11 protein-coding genes are annotated in these 15,018 nt (G+C 33.0%); 9 read left to right on the top strand and 2 right to left on the bottom strand.

The window, feature by feature from the left end; genetic code table 11:
* Positions 1 to 263: 263 nt before the first annotated feature.
* On the bottom strand, positions 264 to 1,250 hold the full coding sequence (locus ACQKII_RS11585; RefSeq protein ID WP_427459340.1) for a hypothetical protein: 987 nt from the start codon (positions 1,248 to 1,250) through the stop codon (positions 264 to 266).
* 15 nt (positions 1,251 to 1,265) lie between these two features.
* Positions 1,266 to 2,579: a hypothetical protein gene (locus ACQKII_RS11580; protein ID WP_427459338.1), complete on the bottom strand. Its 1,314-nt coding sequence runs from the start codon at positions 2,577 to 2,579 to the stop codon at positions 1,266 to 1,268.
* 298 nt (positions 2,580 to 2,877) lie between these two features.
* On the opposite strand from ACQKII_RS11580, the gene ACQKII_RS11575 reads away from it, so the two are divergent.
* The 9 genes from ACQKII_RS11575 (at position 2,878) to ACQKII_RS11535 (ending at position 15,011) form a co-directional block, all read left to right on the top strand.
* Positions 2,878 to 3,387 (top strand): hypothetical protein, encoded by a 510-nt coding sequence (locus ACQKII_RS11575; RefSeq protein WP_427459336.1) that lies wholly within the window; start codon positions 2,878 to 2,880, stop codon positions 3,385 to 3,387.
* Positions 3,388 to 3,464: 77 nt separating this feature from the next.
* Positions 3,465 to 3,929, top strand: a complete 465-nt coding sequence (locus ACQKII_RS11570; protein ID WP_427459334.1) for a hypothetical protein — start codon at positions 3,465 to 3,467, stop codon at positions 3,927 to 3,929.
* 536 nt (positions 3,930 to 4,465) lie between these two features.
* On the top strand, positions 4,466 to 5,008 hold the full coding sequence (locus ACQKII_RS11565) for a hypothetical protein (RefSeq protein WP_427459332.1): 543 nt from the start codon (positions 4,466 to 4,468) through the stop codon (positions 5,006 to 5,008).
* Complete coding sequence (locus ACQKII_RS11560; protein ID WP_427459330.1) at positions 5,005 to 5,775, top strand: hypothetical protein; 771 nt, start codon at positions 5,005 to 5,007, stop codon at positions 5,773 to 5,775. Before ACQKII_RS11565 ends, ACQKII_RS11560 begins: the two co-directional genes overlap by 4 nt.
* Positions 5,776 to 5,797: 22 nt before the next feature.
* Positions 5,798 to 6,796, top strand: a complete 999-nt coding sequence (locus ACQKII_RS11555; RefSeq protein WP_010858762.1) for a hypothetical protein — start codon at positions 5,798 to 5,800, stop codon at positions 6,794 to 6,796.
* Positions 6,797 to 7,058: 262 nt separating this feature from the next.
* On the top strand, positions 7,059 to 7,580 hold the full coding sequence (locus ACQKII_RS11550) for a hypothetical protein (protein ID WP_427459328.1): 522 nt from the start codon (positions 7,059 to 7,061) through the stop codon (positions 7,578 to 7,580).
* A gap of 156 nt (positions 7,581 to 7,736) precedes the next feature.
* On the top strand, positions 7,737 to 13,757 hold the full coding sequence (locus tag ACQKII_RS11545; RefSeq protein WP_427459326.1) for a peptidoglycan DD-metalloendopeptidase family protein: 6,021 nt from the start codon (positions 7,737 to 7,739) through the stop codon (positions 13,755 to 13,757).
* A complete protein-coding gene (locus tag ACQKII_RS11540; protein WP_427459324.1) occupies positions 13,757 to 14,353 on the top strand; it encodes a distal tail protein Dit in 597 nt (198 codons plus the stop codon). Before ACQKII_RS11545 ends, ACQKII_RS11540 begins: the two co-directional genes overlap by 1 nt.
* Entirely contained in the window at positions 14,322 to 15,011 is a 690-nt protein-coding gene (locus ACQKII_RS11535; protein ID WP_427459322.1) for a hypothetical protein, read from the top strand. The genes ACQKII_RS11540 and ACQKII_RS11535 overlap by 32 nt, the downstream gene beginning before the upstream one ends.
* Positions 15,012 to 15,018: the final 7 nt, after the last annotated feature.

Genomic DNA, 15,018 nt, shown 5'->3' with positions numbered 1-15,018 from the left:
ATTGTTGATAGTTGAACCAATCGGGCTTTTACGGTCAGTTGATGTCCGCTTTTCTTATCTTGATCTTGAGGCGGGCGGCTTACTGACCGTTATAGCAGGATAAAGTGAAACTTCTATCGATGGGCCGCATTTTCCCCATTGTTGATAGTTGAACCAATCGGGCTTTTACGGTCAGTTGATGTCCGCTTTTCTTATCTTGATCTTGAGGCGGGCGGCTTACTGACCGTTATAGCGGGATAAAAAAAAACTGGTATTCACCAGTTCTATAACTCTATATTAAAATCTCCATAATTCGTTTTCATAAAATCAAAATCTAATTTATGTTTGAGTATAGAATAACTTACATACTTATTATCTTTGTTCGCATAACCGGTATCATATTTATTTGCAACTTTTTCTAATAGCTCTTTGTCTAGGGTTTTCACATCATTATCTTTTAGCATTTCCCACAAATACCACATCATACCTGAAATCTGTATCGTACTAGCTATTAAATTACTATTGTCAAAGATTGTTTTGGCTAAATCCAATGCTCTATTCCCGAAAGAAGCTCTCAGTTGAATATCACTACTTTTTGAATTTGCTTTCTTAAATATATAGGTATTGTCAGTAAAGTATTTTTGACCTTGTTTCGGTGTCAAACTAGTAGATGATATTTTGTCCAATTTTTCAAGCTTCCAATAAAGATCTTCGGTTATTTCTATTTTTCTTCGAGATCCTTTATTATTTGTCAATCTAGCAAAGCAAACCCCATTGTCATTACTCAAATCATTCATTTTTAAATTCAAAATTTCGCTGTAGCCTTCTCCTTTTATCCCCTCAAATAAACATAATAAGAAAACAGCATGCCGTTGATCATCAAACAACCGCATATAAGTTATCAATTGTTCTCTTGTATACCTGACGATTGACGCTTTATAAATAAATCTACTACAATATTCAATATCAATTATACTCGGTAACCTTTGTGAACGATTTTCTGTATAACCATTCATAATTGCCCAATCTATATACCTTGAGATAAAACCAATGGAGGCACTTATAGGTTGTGGACTAGGTGATTTTAAACTATAAAATAATTCTTCCAGTTCCACTTTATTCATATCAAAAATATCCTTATTTTTTTGATTTTCTATCATAGTTGCTTTATTAAAGAGTGATAAATATGTAGTTAAACTATTATCTTTTACATCTAAAGATTTTAAATACCACTCTTTTATATCCTTATTAAATACATTATCTTTAAGCATCAATTGTACACCTCATTATTTAATGAAATCTTCAAATACTTTTTGAAGTTTTTTTCTATTTCGTGTGCTTAGTCCGCCATACTGTAAAATACCAAGCTCCTCCCATAACGAATTATGGATTGAGAAGTCAATGTGATCTAAATAATTATTTAAAATTACAAAAGGAATATTTTTTTCATGCATCCTTGCAGCTAATTCAATATGGCCAACAAACATTCTATTTTTAAACATTAATGAATTTTTATCCGTTAAATTATCCTTGTAATAAGCGAAAAGATACATCATATATTCGTTAATCACTTTTACAACCTGACCTACTTGTAAACGACTCTCTATTTTAAAACTGTTATCTATGGCATTGGATAATTCCGAAAAAGTAACTACTTCCCCAAATGAATATTTAACATTGGAACTAGAAGTAATCTTTCCTTTTAATTCCCCATCAACCTTTAACTCAATAACAACCTCATCTGACAATTTATCTTTAGCTAATTCCTGCAGTCTTGGCTTAGGGATGGGGTTAGCTTTTGCCATATCTACTTGCACGCGTTTACATTGAGCCTCTGTCATATTTGAAAATATAACGATCATATTACCTTGCAGATCCGTTTTTTTCATGTAAGCATTATAAATAGAAAAAGTACGATGTGCCCCATCTAAAACATCTAGTGTAGTTCCTTCTAATACAGTAAGGGATTGTTCTTTTTCATCATAATATAATTCTAAACCGTCATTACCCGTACCAACTTTTGCATTGTATCTTAAAGTTGATGTGATTAAATCTCCATTTAATGTTTGTTTTTCAATTTCACGTAATGATTTTGGATTTAAATTCATCACTTCTATAATTTCATTTCTTAGTTTCTTCTTTTTTGCTTGTCGCTGTATATTTGGGTTATACATAGAAATACCACTCATCCAAAGCTTGCCGATAGTTGCATTGGGAAGCACAGCTGCAAACTCATGATGCCCTGTTTTTACAACATGTTCAAAAGTATATGGCAACGTTATAATGTCTTCATATGGAGATTCTCTTTTATAAAATCTTAATTCTTTGATTTCAGAAGGATTTAACCATTCATTCATCCACTCAATATTATTCTCATCAAATTTTATATTAAGTTGTTCACCTAATAATAATAATTCACTTAAATTTGCTTCTCTTAGCACATCTTTATCATTAATCATCTCTAAAATATTGCCTATATTAATGTTATATCTATTCAGTTGGATCGATATCTCATCTAAAATTAAATCATGTTGAACTAACAATGGAATTTTAGCTTTAATATCTTCAATTAATAATTCTCGGGTTTTACCAATTTTCAAACTTTCCACTCCCTTGTTTTTCCATTAAAAATATGATTATTTCAATAGTACCATACGGTAAATTAAAATGTAACTATTATAAATGAATTAATGATATGTACAATTTGATTTTGGTGTGGAAATATTCTCTTTAGAAAGAAATATTAAATTGGTTATTAAATAGGAAGAAACAATAAATAAAAGTATATGAACGAAGATTAATAAATGAATTAATGAAAAATATATTGATTTATAAATTCTACCAATTATAATAGGGTTAAGTGTAATCGAATATTTACATACAAGGAGATGACAGTTAATGGCCTTTCAAACAGTTAAAGATACAAAATATCAACATTTAGTATTATCAGATGAAACTGTAATTAAAGAATTATTGACGTTTAGAGGTTCAATAGATGATACGATGTTAAATGGCAGTCATGGTGTGTGTGCAACAAATACTTTAAAAATGAATACGGATGTAATTAGTTTATTTGCAGATTTAGATGAATTAATGAAAAAATGTTTAAATGAGGAACAGCTGAAATTACTTGAATATATTGCTAAAGACTTTACTAATTATAACATTGGACAACTTTTAGGGATTCCAGTAAAAACAGTGGGACGAAGGTTTCATACAATTTGTCTTCAAATAAAACAAGAAAATGATAGGCAATGGAGAAAGGTAGTATATACAAAGAAGTTGAACTTAAAAACCAAAAGATGTAGTAAATGTAAAGAACAACTACCTGCTACCGACGAGTTTTTCAGTTTAAATAATAGCAGTAAAGATTTATATCATTCACAGTGTAAGAAATGTAAAAAGTAGCTTCAAAAAATCACTTGGGCGGAAATAGTAGCTTTTTAGATACACTAGTCAACCTAATAAGTAGAAGGAGCAATAATATGAAACTACAATTACCTCACAGAATGGTAGAATTGAAGTTAGACCTCCCAATAGAGGAAAGAGTTCAAACTATAAGATTTATGCTTGAAAATGAAAAAATTGTTTATCAAGGTGAAGAGATACCTTTAGAATTATATTTCAGTATAACCTCACATGCATACAATACGATTATTTTATTAGATATGATAGGTTATTATATGACAAAAGGTTATTTTACTAAAGCCGAATTGTTATTAGAAGAAGAGAATTTAAAATTCATTAAGGAAGCTAAAAAACGTAATAACAGACGTAGAGAAATTACAAAATTACTTAGAAATCAAAGTGCACAGCATCAATTGCAAGATAACTATGTTTTATCTCATCATAAACAAAAAGAAATCAAAAAAGGTTCAATCAGACATAACACATTTTCAAATACTTCTTATTTAGAAGCGATCACCTTCGGAATTGAAGAAGTCGAATAAGATCATATTTAATAAATGAATTAATCTAAAAATACATAATTTAAATGAAATTTTCTAATGTATCTATGCGGAGGCATGGATACATCATGAAGGTTTCATGTACTTCAAAAGAGGTTTATAAAGGGAATACATAATATGAGAACAGTCTGGGACTTTAATCGCAAACTGCAATTAACTGTAAGTGCTTGTTTCTCAAATCGAAAATATAGTAGGTGATGACAATTGGATGTATAAAGTGAAACTCAGTCATTGGGGATTTTCTTCATCCCCAATGATTGTTAGTTGAAGCAATCGGGCTTTTACGGTCAGTTGATCGCCCTCTTCTTTCAACTTAAGGTGAGCGTCTTACTGACCGTTAATGCGGGATAAAGTGAAACTCAATCACTAGGGATTTTCTTCATCCCCAATGATTGTTAGTTGAAGCAATCGGAATTATAGATGAATTAATGTAAAAAATATTATAATACCCTCTTTTATATCATGAAAGCAAAACCTTCAAAAATGCAACCTTCTTTAGGAAGTGAGGACAAAGGAGAATGAAAATTGTAAATAATTTAGCCAAGTTTTATAAGTCATTGAAAGATGATGAGAAATTACTTCGATTACTGTATTACATGCCAAAAGATCATTTAGATGATCCTTTGGATGAGTCAAAATTGGATATTTCTAAGTTACCTGAAAAAGACCTTATTATGAATAATATATTAGTAATTGGGGATAAAACAAGCGATTTAAAAATGGATGCCAATTTTTCTCGCATTTGTTTATATACTGGTTCTCGAACGCCTCAAAAGCATTATCTCAAAAACACAAATCAATTTACTGATAATCCTTACTCTAGCACACAACAATATATCTTTGATATATACACGCCGCATGCTATCAATAATGTAGATTTTCGACTCGATTGGCTAGGTGAAGTGCTAAATGAAGTACTATTTCACGAGGATATTGAAGAATTTGGAGATTTGAGATTCCACAGTGGGATCCCTATTTTAAATACACCTGAAGGATTTGTAGGGTATCGCTGGATTTATATTATTCCTTCGGGTCAAGGGGCAAGAGGTTTTAAATCATGAGCTTTTCAACTAAAAAAGCATTTGGCAAGTCTACTCCTTATAAAGGATTGAATATTTTCCCTGTTCGCATGGTTGATGCAGATGAATTTTATGATTATGTGCAATGCTTATTATTGCCTAAAAGTGATTTTCAAGAACCCGAAGTCATTAGAATGTCTTATTTCATGTTTTTGCTTGCCCTCTCTCAAAACAAAGATGGCCCTGATTTATTAGCAAAATTAATCGCTTTATATCGTTTGATTTTCAAAACGGAAGACATCCAATTCACAATCAATGAAAAAGGTATGGCGTTTATCATCATCGATGGTATTTCACTGCATGAACGTGATTTCGATAAAATTAAAACCATCATCAGTGAGCAAAATCTCATCGATTTAGATGATGAATTTATCGATCCAGGCACTAAAAAGGCCATTCAAGAAGCACGAGCATTTATGGCAAAAAGAAAAACGAAACAAGCAAATTTAGAACAGCAAATTGTCGCTTATCATTGCAAATCTGGACTTCCCTACCATGAGATTGAAAATTTAACGCTTTATCAATTTCATAAAGGTTTAATTCGTATGGATTATATAGTCAGCAGTGATGCCATTCTGAATGCACGTTACTCTGGAATGGTTGAATTTAAAAATGAGCAAGACCTTCCTCATTGGCTTGGCCATATTGACGAGCCACAGAAAAATGAGGATGTCATTATGACAAAGTCAGCATTTGACAAACAAATGAAACAGCTAGGACTTGATTCTAGTTCAATTAAAAAACAATAACTTAAAAGGATGGTAATTTATTATGACACAACAAAATCAATTTTTAACTTCAGTAGCAAACGTACGTTTATTTGATCGTTTAACGGATGAATTAATTCTTAACGGTAAAACTTTATTGAATTCTTCGATGACACAAGCAATCCAAACGCAAGCAATTCATGCAGGTAAAGGCTCGAAAAAAGTATATGAACTTAACTACCAAAAAGAATTAACGTTCTCAATTGAAGATGCTGCATTCGATACAGCTTATATTGCATTACAAAATGGTACAGAAATCAATCACCAATTAGCTGAATTCTATACGGATGAAATCATTTTACTTGATGCGAGTGGTAAAGGAACATTAGCTGACACGCCTATTGGCAAAGTGCATGTGGAACAAGTAAATGGTACATTCTCACAATACGCTCCTACTGGCAAAGAAATTTCTGTTCCAGCATTAGCGGGCAAAGAAGTACAAGTTGTCTATGCTGTTCAGGAAATGATGGATACAATTGAAATCTCTGCTGATTCATTCCCAAAAGCTGTTCGTATGGAATTAAATGTTGATATTCGCTCTAATAACGGAAAAACTGGCGAAGTGATTATCGAGGTACCTAACTTTAAACCAAATGGTGCAGTAGAAATTTCTATGACACATGAAGGTGTTGCCTCTTCTTCTCTTGCAGGTAGCTCACTAGCCGACAAAAAAGGAAACTATGCTTACATTAAACTTCGTAATCTAGCTGATGAAAAAGTACAAGTTACAGCATTAGCTTCAAATCCATCTCGTCTCGTGCTTGATTCTGCTGTTGCAGGTGATGCTCAACGCATCGCAGTACTAGGTATCCGAGGTGCAGGGTACAGCAATGTACTTTTACAAAATAGTGATTTAACTTGGACTTCTAAGAACCCAACAATCGCAAGTGTTGATGCAAATGGTGTCATTACTTTAGGTGCCTCTGCAGCAGCCAATGACCAAACAATCATTGAAGTAACTGATGGTACATACCTTGAAACAATTGTTGTTGATGTAATTTAAATGAATTAATTTAAAATGAGGCTGTCTAAAAAGTTCTTCAAACAATAACGCCTGTCTTCCTATATGGTAAAAATCCGCTTCGCTTTCCGTAGGCAAGGCATGAGCCGCATCGCTCGCTAACGCTCCCTGCTGGGTCTCATGCTCTTGCTTTTCCCACAGGAGTCTACGCGGATTCTTACCTTTATATCAGGAAGAGTATCTCTAAGCTTATTGTTTTTACTTTTAGGACAGCCCATCTTTAATTAAAAAAAGGAGTCTAAAAATGGCTAAACGTGAAACGAAACTAACATTAGCAGATATTCAACAAAATGCGGATGAGCTCAATAAAAAACAAAAATTTCACATTGATAAAGACCAGGGTAAATTCATTTATTACTATCCAAAATTCAGTAAACGCAAAGTAACGATATTAATAAATGACTTAGCAAGCACTATCGACTATGTTCAGCAAAATAACTTAGATTTCTTTAAGAATGACCATGAACTACAACACTATGTCCTCTTTTTAGTAATCAAGCATTTTACCGATTTAAAATCAGAATTAAAAGATAAACCTATTGAAAGTCATTTTGCTACGATGAATAATCTAGTAGAGATTGGATGGTATGACCTATTCTTAACGGAAATGTTTACGATGCAGGAAATCTCAAATGTGCTAGAAGAAATTAGTAAACGACTAAATTTAAGTATGCAGTTTTTAGAACTCGAAAAAGAGCTAATCCATAAAATCGAGTCTACTGACAAAGACAAACTAGTAATAGAGCCTTCACTTATCAATCGTTAAAATTTTGAACTACTCCCCTACCTTTTTAGGTGGGTACTTGAACATTTTAGGATATTCAACCATATTCGAAAAAATAAAACGATAAACTGATGATTACAGCTACTGTTAAAGTTGCTGTTTTTTTATGTTTATCTATAAATTAGGAGGGAAAATCGATTGAGTACTGGTGGTGGACAATCAAAAAAACCAATGGACTTATTAGTCGCTCTAGGAGTCAATGACGAGGTTTCAAGAAAAAATATACATACATACATAAAGAGATTAAAAAACTTAGATGCTCTAACGATAAATTTAGATGTAAAAGGTCACAATACGCAACTATTCATGGAATACGAAAAGCAAATTCATACACTCCAACAACATTTAGACGCGTTAAACCAAAAATTACAGGATGTTGGAACTGGATCATCCCCTCCCCTGTCACTATTCGATGAATTCAAACAGCAAGTGACCACTTCAGTAAAATCAATAGACCAGCTAAATGAAGCAATCGGTGATGCAAATCTAAATGTAAAATCATTTTACAAGCGTTTAGCAAGCATTCCCAGCGGCGACTTACAATCACTAGAGCAGCTATTGACACAACTGAAAACAGAAATAGAAACAATTAATTTCAACCAATTTAAACTAAATGGTATTCAAGAAACCCAACAAAACCTGCAAGCACTCGAAGCAAATTTATATAATATTTACGAGTTAAATAAAGCCTACGCAAACAACACCGATTTCGAACAATTAACCTACCAAATTTCAGATTTAAATACTCAAATCAACAATATTCAATTTGGTGAAGGGTTAACTATTGCAGGCATCTCCGACATCCCAAGCCAACTAGAAAACATTAATCAAGCTATTGTGGAGTTTAGCAAGAATACTAAAGAAGCCTCACAAAGTTCAACGTCTCTTATTGATAACTTAGTGAACATGTTTGAGTTATCAAAAACAGCGAAGGAAGCATTTAAAGGCATTGCTGAGGCTGGAACAGGTATTGCAGCATTCGGGAAAGGTCTGCTTTCAACGATTGGACCTGGCTTAGCTCTAGCAGGTATCGATTTTGTGATTGGAAAAATAATTGAAAGCAGCGAGAAAGCAAAACAAAAAACAGCAGAATTAGCGGCTGAACAAAAGAATATTTTGGATACTTTTACTTCAAATGCTACAGAAATTGATACATTATCTACTAGATACGCTGAATTAGAAAATGCCATGGCATTAGGCAATACAGACTCCTCTGTACTTGCCGAATATCGTGAAATTTCTAATCAACTGGGCGAGATTTTACCAAACATTGTTACAGGTGAAGACGAATTCGGAAATAAAATCATTGGTTCATCGGAAGCATTAAAGATAAAAATAGGTCTACTTAAAGAACAACAGGCATTAGAAGCACAGAGTGCTGAACAAGTCGCACAAGAAGAACGTGACGACAATATTAAAACACGAAAAAAAACAATTTCTAGCCTTGAAAAAGAACAAAAAAATATAGCGCATAATGCTGCCGTCACCTTAACCCATAGTACAGACATGAGCCAAAGCATTAAAGATAAAGTTACTTTTTGGGATAACAAAGGAAATCCTTTACTTAAATCAACAGAGGATTATGAAAATAAAATAAAAGAATTAAATAAACTTCAATCTAGTGCTGAGAAAAGTGGCAATAGTGATTTAGCAGATTACTATGAGAGACTAAGTAATAACGTCAAACACTTCAAAGAGGAAATTGTTAAAAATGAGAGAGAACTTAATCAGGAAGTTTTAGCACAAAAATCTGACTATATCTCTAATATTGCCCATATAATAGGCGAAAATGATAAATTAACTGATAGTGTAAAAAACAATGCGGCAGGTTTTGCTGCACAATTAATTGACGTAACAGATGCAAGTGATTTAGATACTTTACAAGAATCGTTAACATCATTATTTTCAAACGATAACGCCGATACATTAATAAATGATATGATAGCTTCTTTCCAAAACATGGAGAATGCTACCTCTGACACTTTTGACTCAATGGCTAATGAAACAAAAGATAAAATATCAAATATGACTGCTGAACTGACAAAGTTAGGATTAAGCGAAGATGAAGTAAGTAGTATTATGAAGTCTTTAAAACAACAATTCGATGATACTACTAAAACTCAAAAAGAAGTATCAATTGAAATGAAGGCTAATAACTTAACATTCGCTGAAGCAAAAGCAAAAGTTTTTGACTATAAGGAAGAAGTAGAAAAACTTACAACTACTTATGAACAACTAGCAGGGGTATCACAGAAAAAAGTAAATGATACTTCGGATTTATTATTCCACTATGAAATGTTAACGAATCAATTGAAGGGATATACAGAAGAAGAGCTACGGAACCTTAGTCAAAAAAGTAATTTAACAGCGGAAGAACAGCAACTTGTAGATACTTTAAATTCTCGTGATTTGATCATGAATAGCCTGAATACACTCTACCCTTTTCTTCTTGATAATGACGGTAAAGCAATAGCCTTAAGTGAAGAAAAAATTAATGCTATTCAAGCAGAAAACCATGCAAATGAAACACTATTAAAAGCATATAAATTAGCTCGCGAAGGAAAATTATCTGTTGAACAACAAATGACAGTAGATTCTGCAAAAGCTATTAAAGAACGAATTGAACTAAAGAGAGCTGAAATCCAGTCTCTCCTAACATTAAATTTAGCTTTACAAGAAGTAATTGATAAACAGAACAAAGGTTCTGAAATGACTAATGGTGAAGGTCTTGCAGCAATGAGGGCTTCAATGATTCAATCCTCTAATAACGATAAAATTACAGATCTTACTAGTGTATTAAATGACTACCAAAAACAATTAGATGGTAATATATCAACCATCGATAAATTTATATCAGCTAAAGATAATTCAAAAAAGTCATCAAAAGCTGATAATAAAACAACCAAAGATTCAATCTATATTACAAATAAATACAAACAGACCCTAGAAGATTTAAATCTTGAGATTGAAAAGCAAGTTAAAGTTCAATCTTCCCTACCAAAGCATTCCGAAGAGTATCGAAAATCACTTCAAGCACAAATCGAACTCGAAAAGAGAAAGCTTACTTTAATTGAGGATCAAGAAAAATCTATAAAATCTCAAATTGCTGCAGGAAAGATTAATAAAACAGGGACTGTTTCAGGTAATAATGCAACAACTTCCGCGACCTCTTCTAAATTAAATGGTTGGAATGGTCCAATTACAAGCAATTACGGCAATCGTACACTAAATGGAAAAAAGGATTTTCATCTAGGCGTAGATATCGATGGCTCCATGGGGCAACGATTAGACTCCCCTATCAATGGAAAAGTTATTAAAAGTGGTGACGCAGTTAAAAACGGAGAGCATGAATCATATGGAAATATTGTCATGATTCAGGATGACAATGGCATAAAGCACCTATTCGCTCATATGAATGAAACTCTCGTAAAAATCGGAGACAATATTACAGCAGGAACCAAAATTGGAACAATTGGTAATTCGGGGAATGTTTATAAAGGTTCAAGTGATGGCTCTCATTTACATTACGAAGTCAGAAAGAACGATAAAACTATTAATCCTACTGACTACTTGAACAATGCAAAATCAGGAATTATTAGCTCTAGCAGCTCGACTGCTGTAGAAACAACGCAACAAGCAATCGACCAAGCAAAATCCGAGTTGCTCAAAATACAAAGTGACATTCTTAATCAAAAAGAGCTAATTGCTAAAATTGAAAAAGACATTATAGACTCTCAGTTATCTCATTTTGATTGGAAGCGAGGAAATATACAATCTAATTTAGATTATGAGGATTCCAAGCTAAAATTGGTTGATAAAAGTTCGAGTCGATATACAAAAACAATCGATCTACAAACGAAATATTTAGAGCAAAAGCAAACCGTAAATAATCAGGAACTTGTCTATTTAGAAGGATTAATTAAAAATGGCTCTCTTTCAGCTATCACGCTAGATGAAATGAAAAGTAGATTATTGGAATTGAAAACCGAAATGTTAGACACCAATAATGCCATTTCACAATTGGCATTGAACAAACTCGATACGTTTGACTATCAACGCAGCATGCCAGAATCACAGCTAGAATATGAAAATGCTAAAATACAAGAATTAGATACCAATTCCGCTAGATATGCAAAGACATTGCAGTTGATGACCATTTACATGAATCAAAAACAAAAGGTCAATCGAAGCGAGTTACAATATTTACAACAGCAGATTGCAGGCGGCAAGCATTCGGGCGAAGTTTTAGAGCAACTCAAAGAGCGATATGCACAGCTAACAACTGAAATAAAATTGCTAGATATTGAAATTCGTGAAAAGAATTATGAAATATTGATTAATATTAAGACTCGATATGATGAGAAAAATAATAATATTGAGTTTTCAATCGAGAGAAGCAAAATTATCCAATCCATGTTTGACAAAGGCTCCGATGAAGATATTCGTGAAAGTAAATTCCAAAAAGAACAGCAAAAAAATTTAATAAAAAATTATAAAGACGAAATAAACACCACCCAAAATAATATATTACAACTCAGTTTGCTTCCTGAGGATTTAAAAAAAGCAGAGGCAAACCTTGAAGCTTTGGCTCTTAAAAAGGCTAGTTTAATAGCGGAACTTGCAGAAGACGAAAAGAAAAAACAAGAAGAATTAGCAAATAAATTAATTGATGCCTATAAAGAATACATACAAGAAAAACGGGATGCACATATAAAAAGTATCGATGACGAGATAAAGCGGGAAAATGATCGTCACGACACTGTCATGGACAATTATAAAGATGAAATGGATTTATTTAGAAAAAATATCCAAGATAAATTAAAGCTAATTGACCAGCAAGAATCCCAGCGTGATTATGATCAGGATATTACTAAACTTGAAAAAGAGCGCAATGATATCCAAGGACAATACAATTTATTGCTGCTAGATAATTCTCACGAGGCTAAATCTAAACGAAAAAATTTACAAGAGCAACTTGCTCAAATTGACGAGGAAATTTCAGAGAAACGCCATGACCGTGAAATAGAATTACGGAAAGAATCATTAAATGAGCAATTAGAAGCAAAAGAAACTGAAATGAGTCAAAAGGAAGAGCTGGAAAATGAATATCACGAAAAAGAATTAAACTTAATAGATGAGAAAAAGAAATATTGGGAACAGTTCTATACTGATAGACTAAATGATGAACGTAAATTCGAAGAAATAAGAAAGAAAATTCGAGATGGAGAATTCGCTTCATTAAAACAGGAATTTGGCGATTTTAAAAATTGGTTAGACAAAAGCATGCCCGATTTAGAGCTGACACTAACAGGAACCTTCGAAAATGTTGGAACCTCTATCAGACAAAATATTATTGAGAAATTAGAAAAAGCATTAGATTTAATGAATCAGGTTGAAAATTCATCAAAAATAGAAAATGGTGAGTATGGTTCTTCGAATGATATTAGCAATAATAAAAACAAATCTTCACTGATTGAAGGTGATATGCAAGTACTTTTAGGGAAGTTTATGACCGATGTTCTTGCTGAGAATGAACCAAACACTGTACGTAAAGCAAGTATTAGAGAAAAGGCTCACAATCTGGCCCAAGAAGGCAGAAAAAATAATTCTGAGATTCCCACAGATATCGATTTTACTAATTACATAAAAACAAAACTATCTGATGATGATCTACTTAAATTAAGTAACTATTTTATGGAGCAAGCGAAGCATGTAGTCATAACTCCCCAACTTCAGGACCTTATCATAGAAAAAGCAAATGCCTTAAGAATAGCCGGGACTCAGTACAGTTTTAATAACTCTGCTTCTGCCTTACAAGGAGGTATGACAAATTTTTCCGGTCAAGGTATTGACGGTTTAGGTGGGAAAGCGATGATTGTCCATCCAAATGAATTAATTCATTCCCCTATCGACACTAAAAACTTACTTTCAATGGCCAATATAATGGATAGAGCTAGCTTATTCTTCCGACCAATATTAGATAGAATCCCGCAATTTAGCAATACCTTCCGTACAGTTCAAGCCGCTTCTGCTTCAACATACGGAGACATCAACATCGAATTTAACATCGATAAAATGAATGGTGATATGAATGATCTCAATAAATTTAGCAAAATGATTAACGATGACTTATTACGTAAGAAAGGGATGAGAAATTAGTGTTAGAATCTATTCATTTTATGTATGATAATATCTCATCAAAGGATATGGGCGTTACGATAGGATGGTCTTCAGGTAATTTATTTGAAGAGAATTTTTTACCGCCACGGCGAATAATCGAAAAGAAAATCGCAAATAATGAAACACCTTACTTTCAGAGAGTGGAACATGAGCCACTCTCTTTTAAATTGTCCTTTTATCTAGATGATTGGGTAAACGATAGTGATTTAAGAAAAATTGCACGCTGGCTCTTCCAACCCTATTATAAACCACTAGTATTTGATCATAATCCTAATAGAGTCATGTATGCACTTGTAGAAGGTGATTCAACATTCATACATAATGGGCTCAAACAGGGTTATGTAGAATTAAAGATTCGATGCGACTCACCTTATACCTATTCGCACGAACATATACTAGATAAGATAGAGTTCCGAGAATCGAATAAAAGTTACTTATTAAAGGATGATATCACTACATTTGCGGAAGGAGAATGCCATAATATGAAAATTACTTCAAATGGATTGACAATTGATGCACTGAATAACACATGGGGCATATTGTATGCCAACACTACGAAATGGGGTGACAATTGAAATGGAAACTACAAATAAACTAAGCTTAAAAATTGTAACTGAAACAACATTTGAGCAGGATGACATCAAGGAAACTATTGTCAAATATGGTGAAAATTTCAGTAAACTTGAAAAATACTTATCATCGTCTGCACAATCTATTGAAGAATTGAATGATAACACGATTTATCCGATTGGTTATATTGTATGGAACAAAACACCTGCCATTAGCGGCCATATTGGTTGGGTTGCCACAAGAGAAGGCATCCACGCTAAAACCTGGAAACCAAACAAGAATTATGTCGTAGGAGATTTAGTAAAGGCTGTGCCTGATAATGGTGGTTTATATGAATGTGTAGTGGATGGAAAAAGTTCGACTAGCTCCCCTACCTTCCTTACAGGATTACATCAAGAATTTTATGATGCTAATGGTAGTAATTGGCGCAAGGAGTATAACTATGAAGTTGGGGATATTGTTTATCCTACTAATGGTAGCAAACAATACTACTACATTTGTGAAACAGCCGGATTGTCTTCAGTAAATGAACCCGTATGGTCTTCCATTCAAAATGAAACTGCCTCCATTGATAACTCTGTCGTTTGGCGAAAAGCGAAGACCATTAAATGGAAACGCATTGGAAACAGCTGTGAATTTAGGCCATTTGGCAAAATAGAATAGAGGTGCT

Origin of the sequence: Lysinibacillus sp. NPDC048646 (genome assembly GCF_050272295.1) — a bacterium.
Classification (GTDB): Bacteria; Bacillota; Bacilli; order Bacillales_A; family Planococcaceae; genus Lysinibacillus.
Note: the sequence above shows the minus strand (reverse complement) of the source record. Positions and strands in the feature narration are given on the sequence as shown.

Excerpts from the sequence above, each read along its gene's own strand:
- ACQKII_RS11555 (WP_010858762.1), top strand. The coding sequence starts at position 5,798 with ATGACACAACAAAATCAATTTTTAACTTCAGTAGCAAACGTACGTTTA.
- ACQKII_RS11575 (WP_427459336.1), top strand. The coding sequence starts at position 2,878 with ATGGCCTTTCAAACAGTTAAAGATACAAAATATCAACATTTAGTATTA.
- ACQKII_RS11535 (WP_427459322.1), top strand. The coding sequence starts at position 14,322 with ATGCCAACACTACGAAATGGGGTGACAATTGAAATGGAAACTACAAAT.
- ACQKII_RS11560 (WP_427459330.1), top strand. The coding sequence starts at position 5,005 with ATGAGCTTTTCAACTAAAAAAGCATTTGGCAAGTCTACTCCTTATAAA.
- ACQKII_RS11565 (WP_427459332.1), top strand. The coding sequence starts at position 4,466 with ATGAAAATTGTAAATAATTTAGCCAAGTTTTATAAGTCATTGAAAGAT.
- ACQKII_RS11570 (WP_427459334.1), top strand. The coding sequence starts at position 3,465 with ATGAAACTACAATTACCTCACAGAATGGTAGAATTGAAGTTAGACCTC.
- ACQKII_RS11550 (WP_427459328.1), top strand. The coding sequence starts at position 7,059 with ATGGCTAAACGTGAAACGAAACTAACATTAGCAGATATTCAACAAAAT.
- ACQKII_RS11585 (WP_427459340.1), bottom strand. The coding sequence starts at position 1,250 with ATGCTTAAAGATAATGTATTTAATAAGGATATAAAAGAGTGGTATTTA.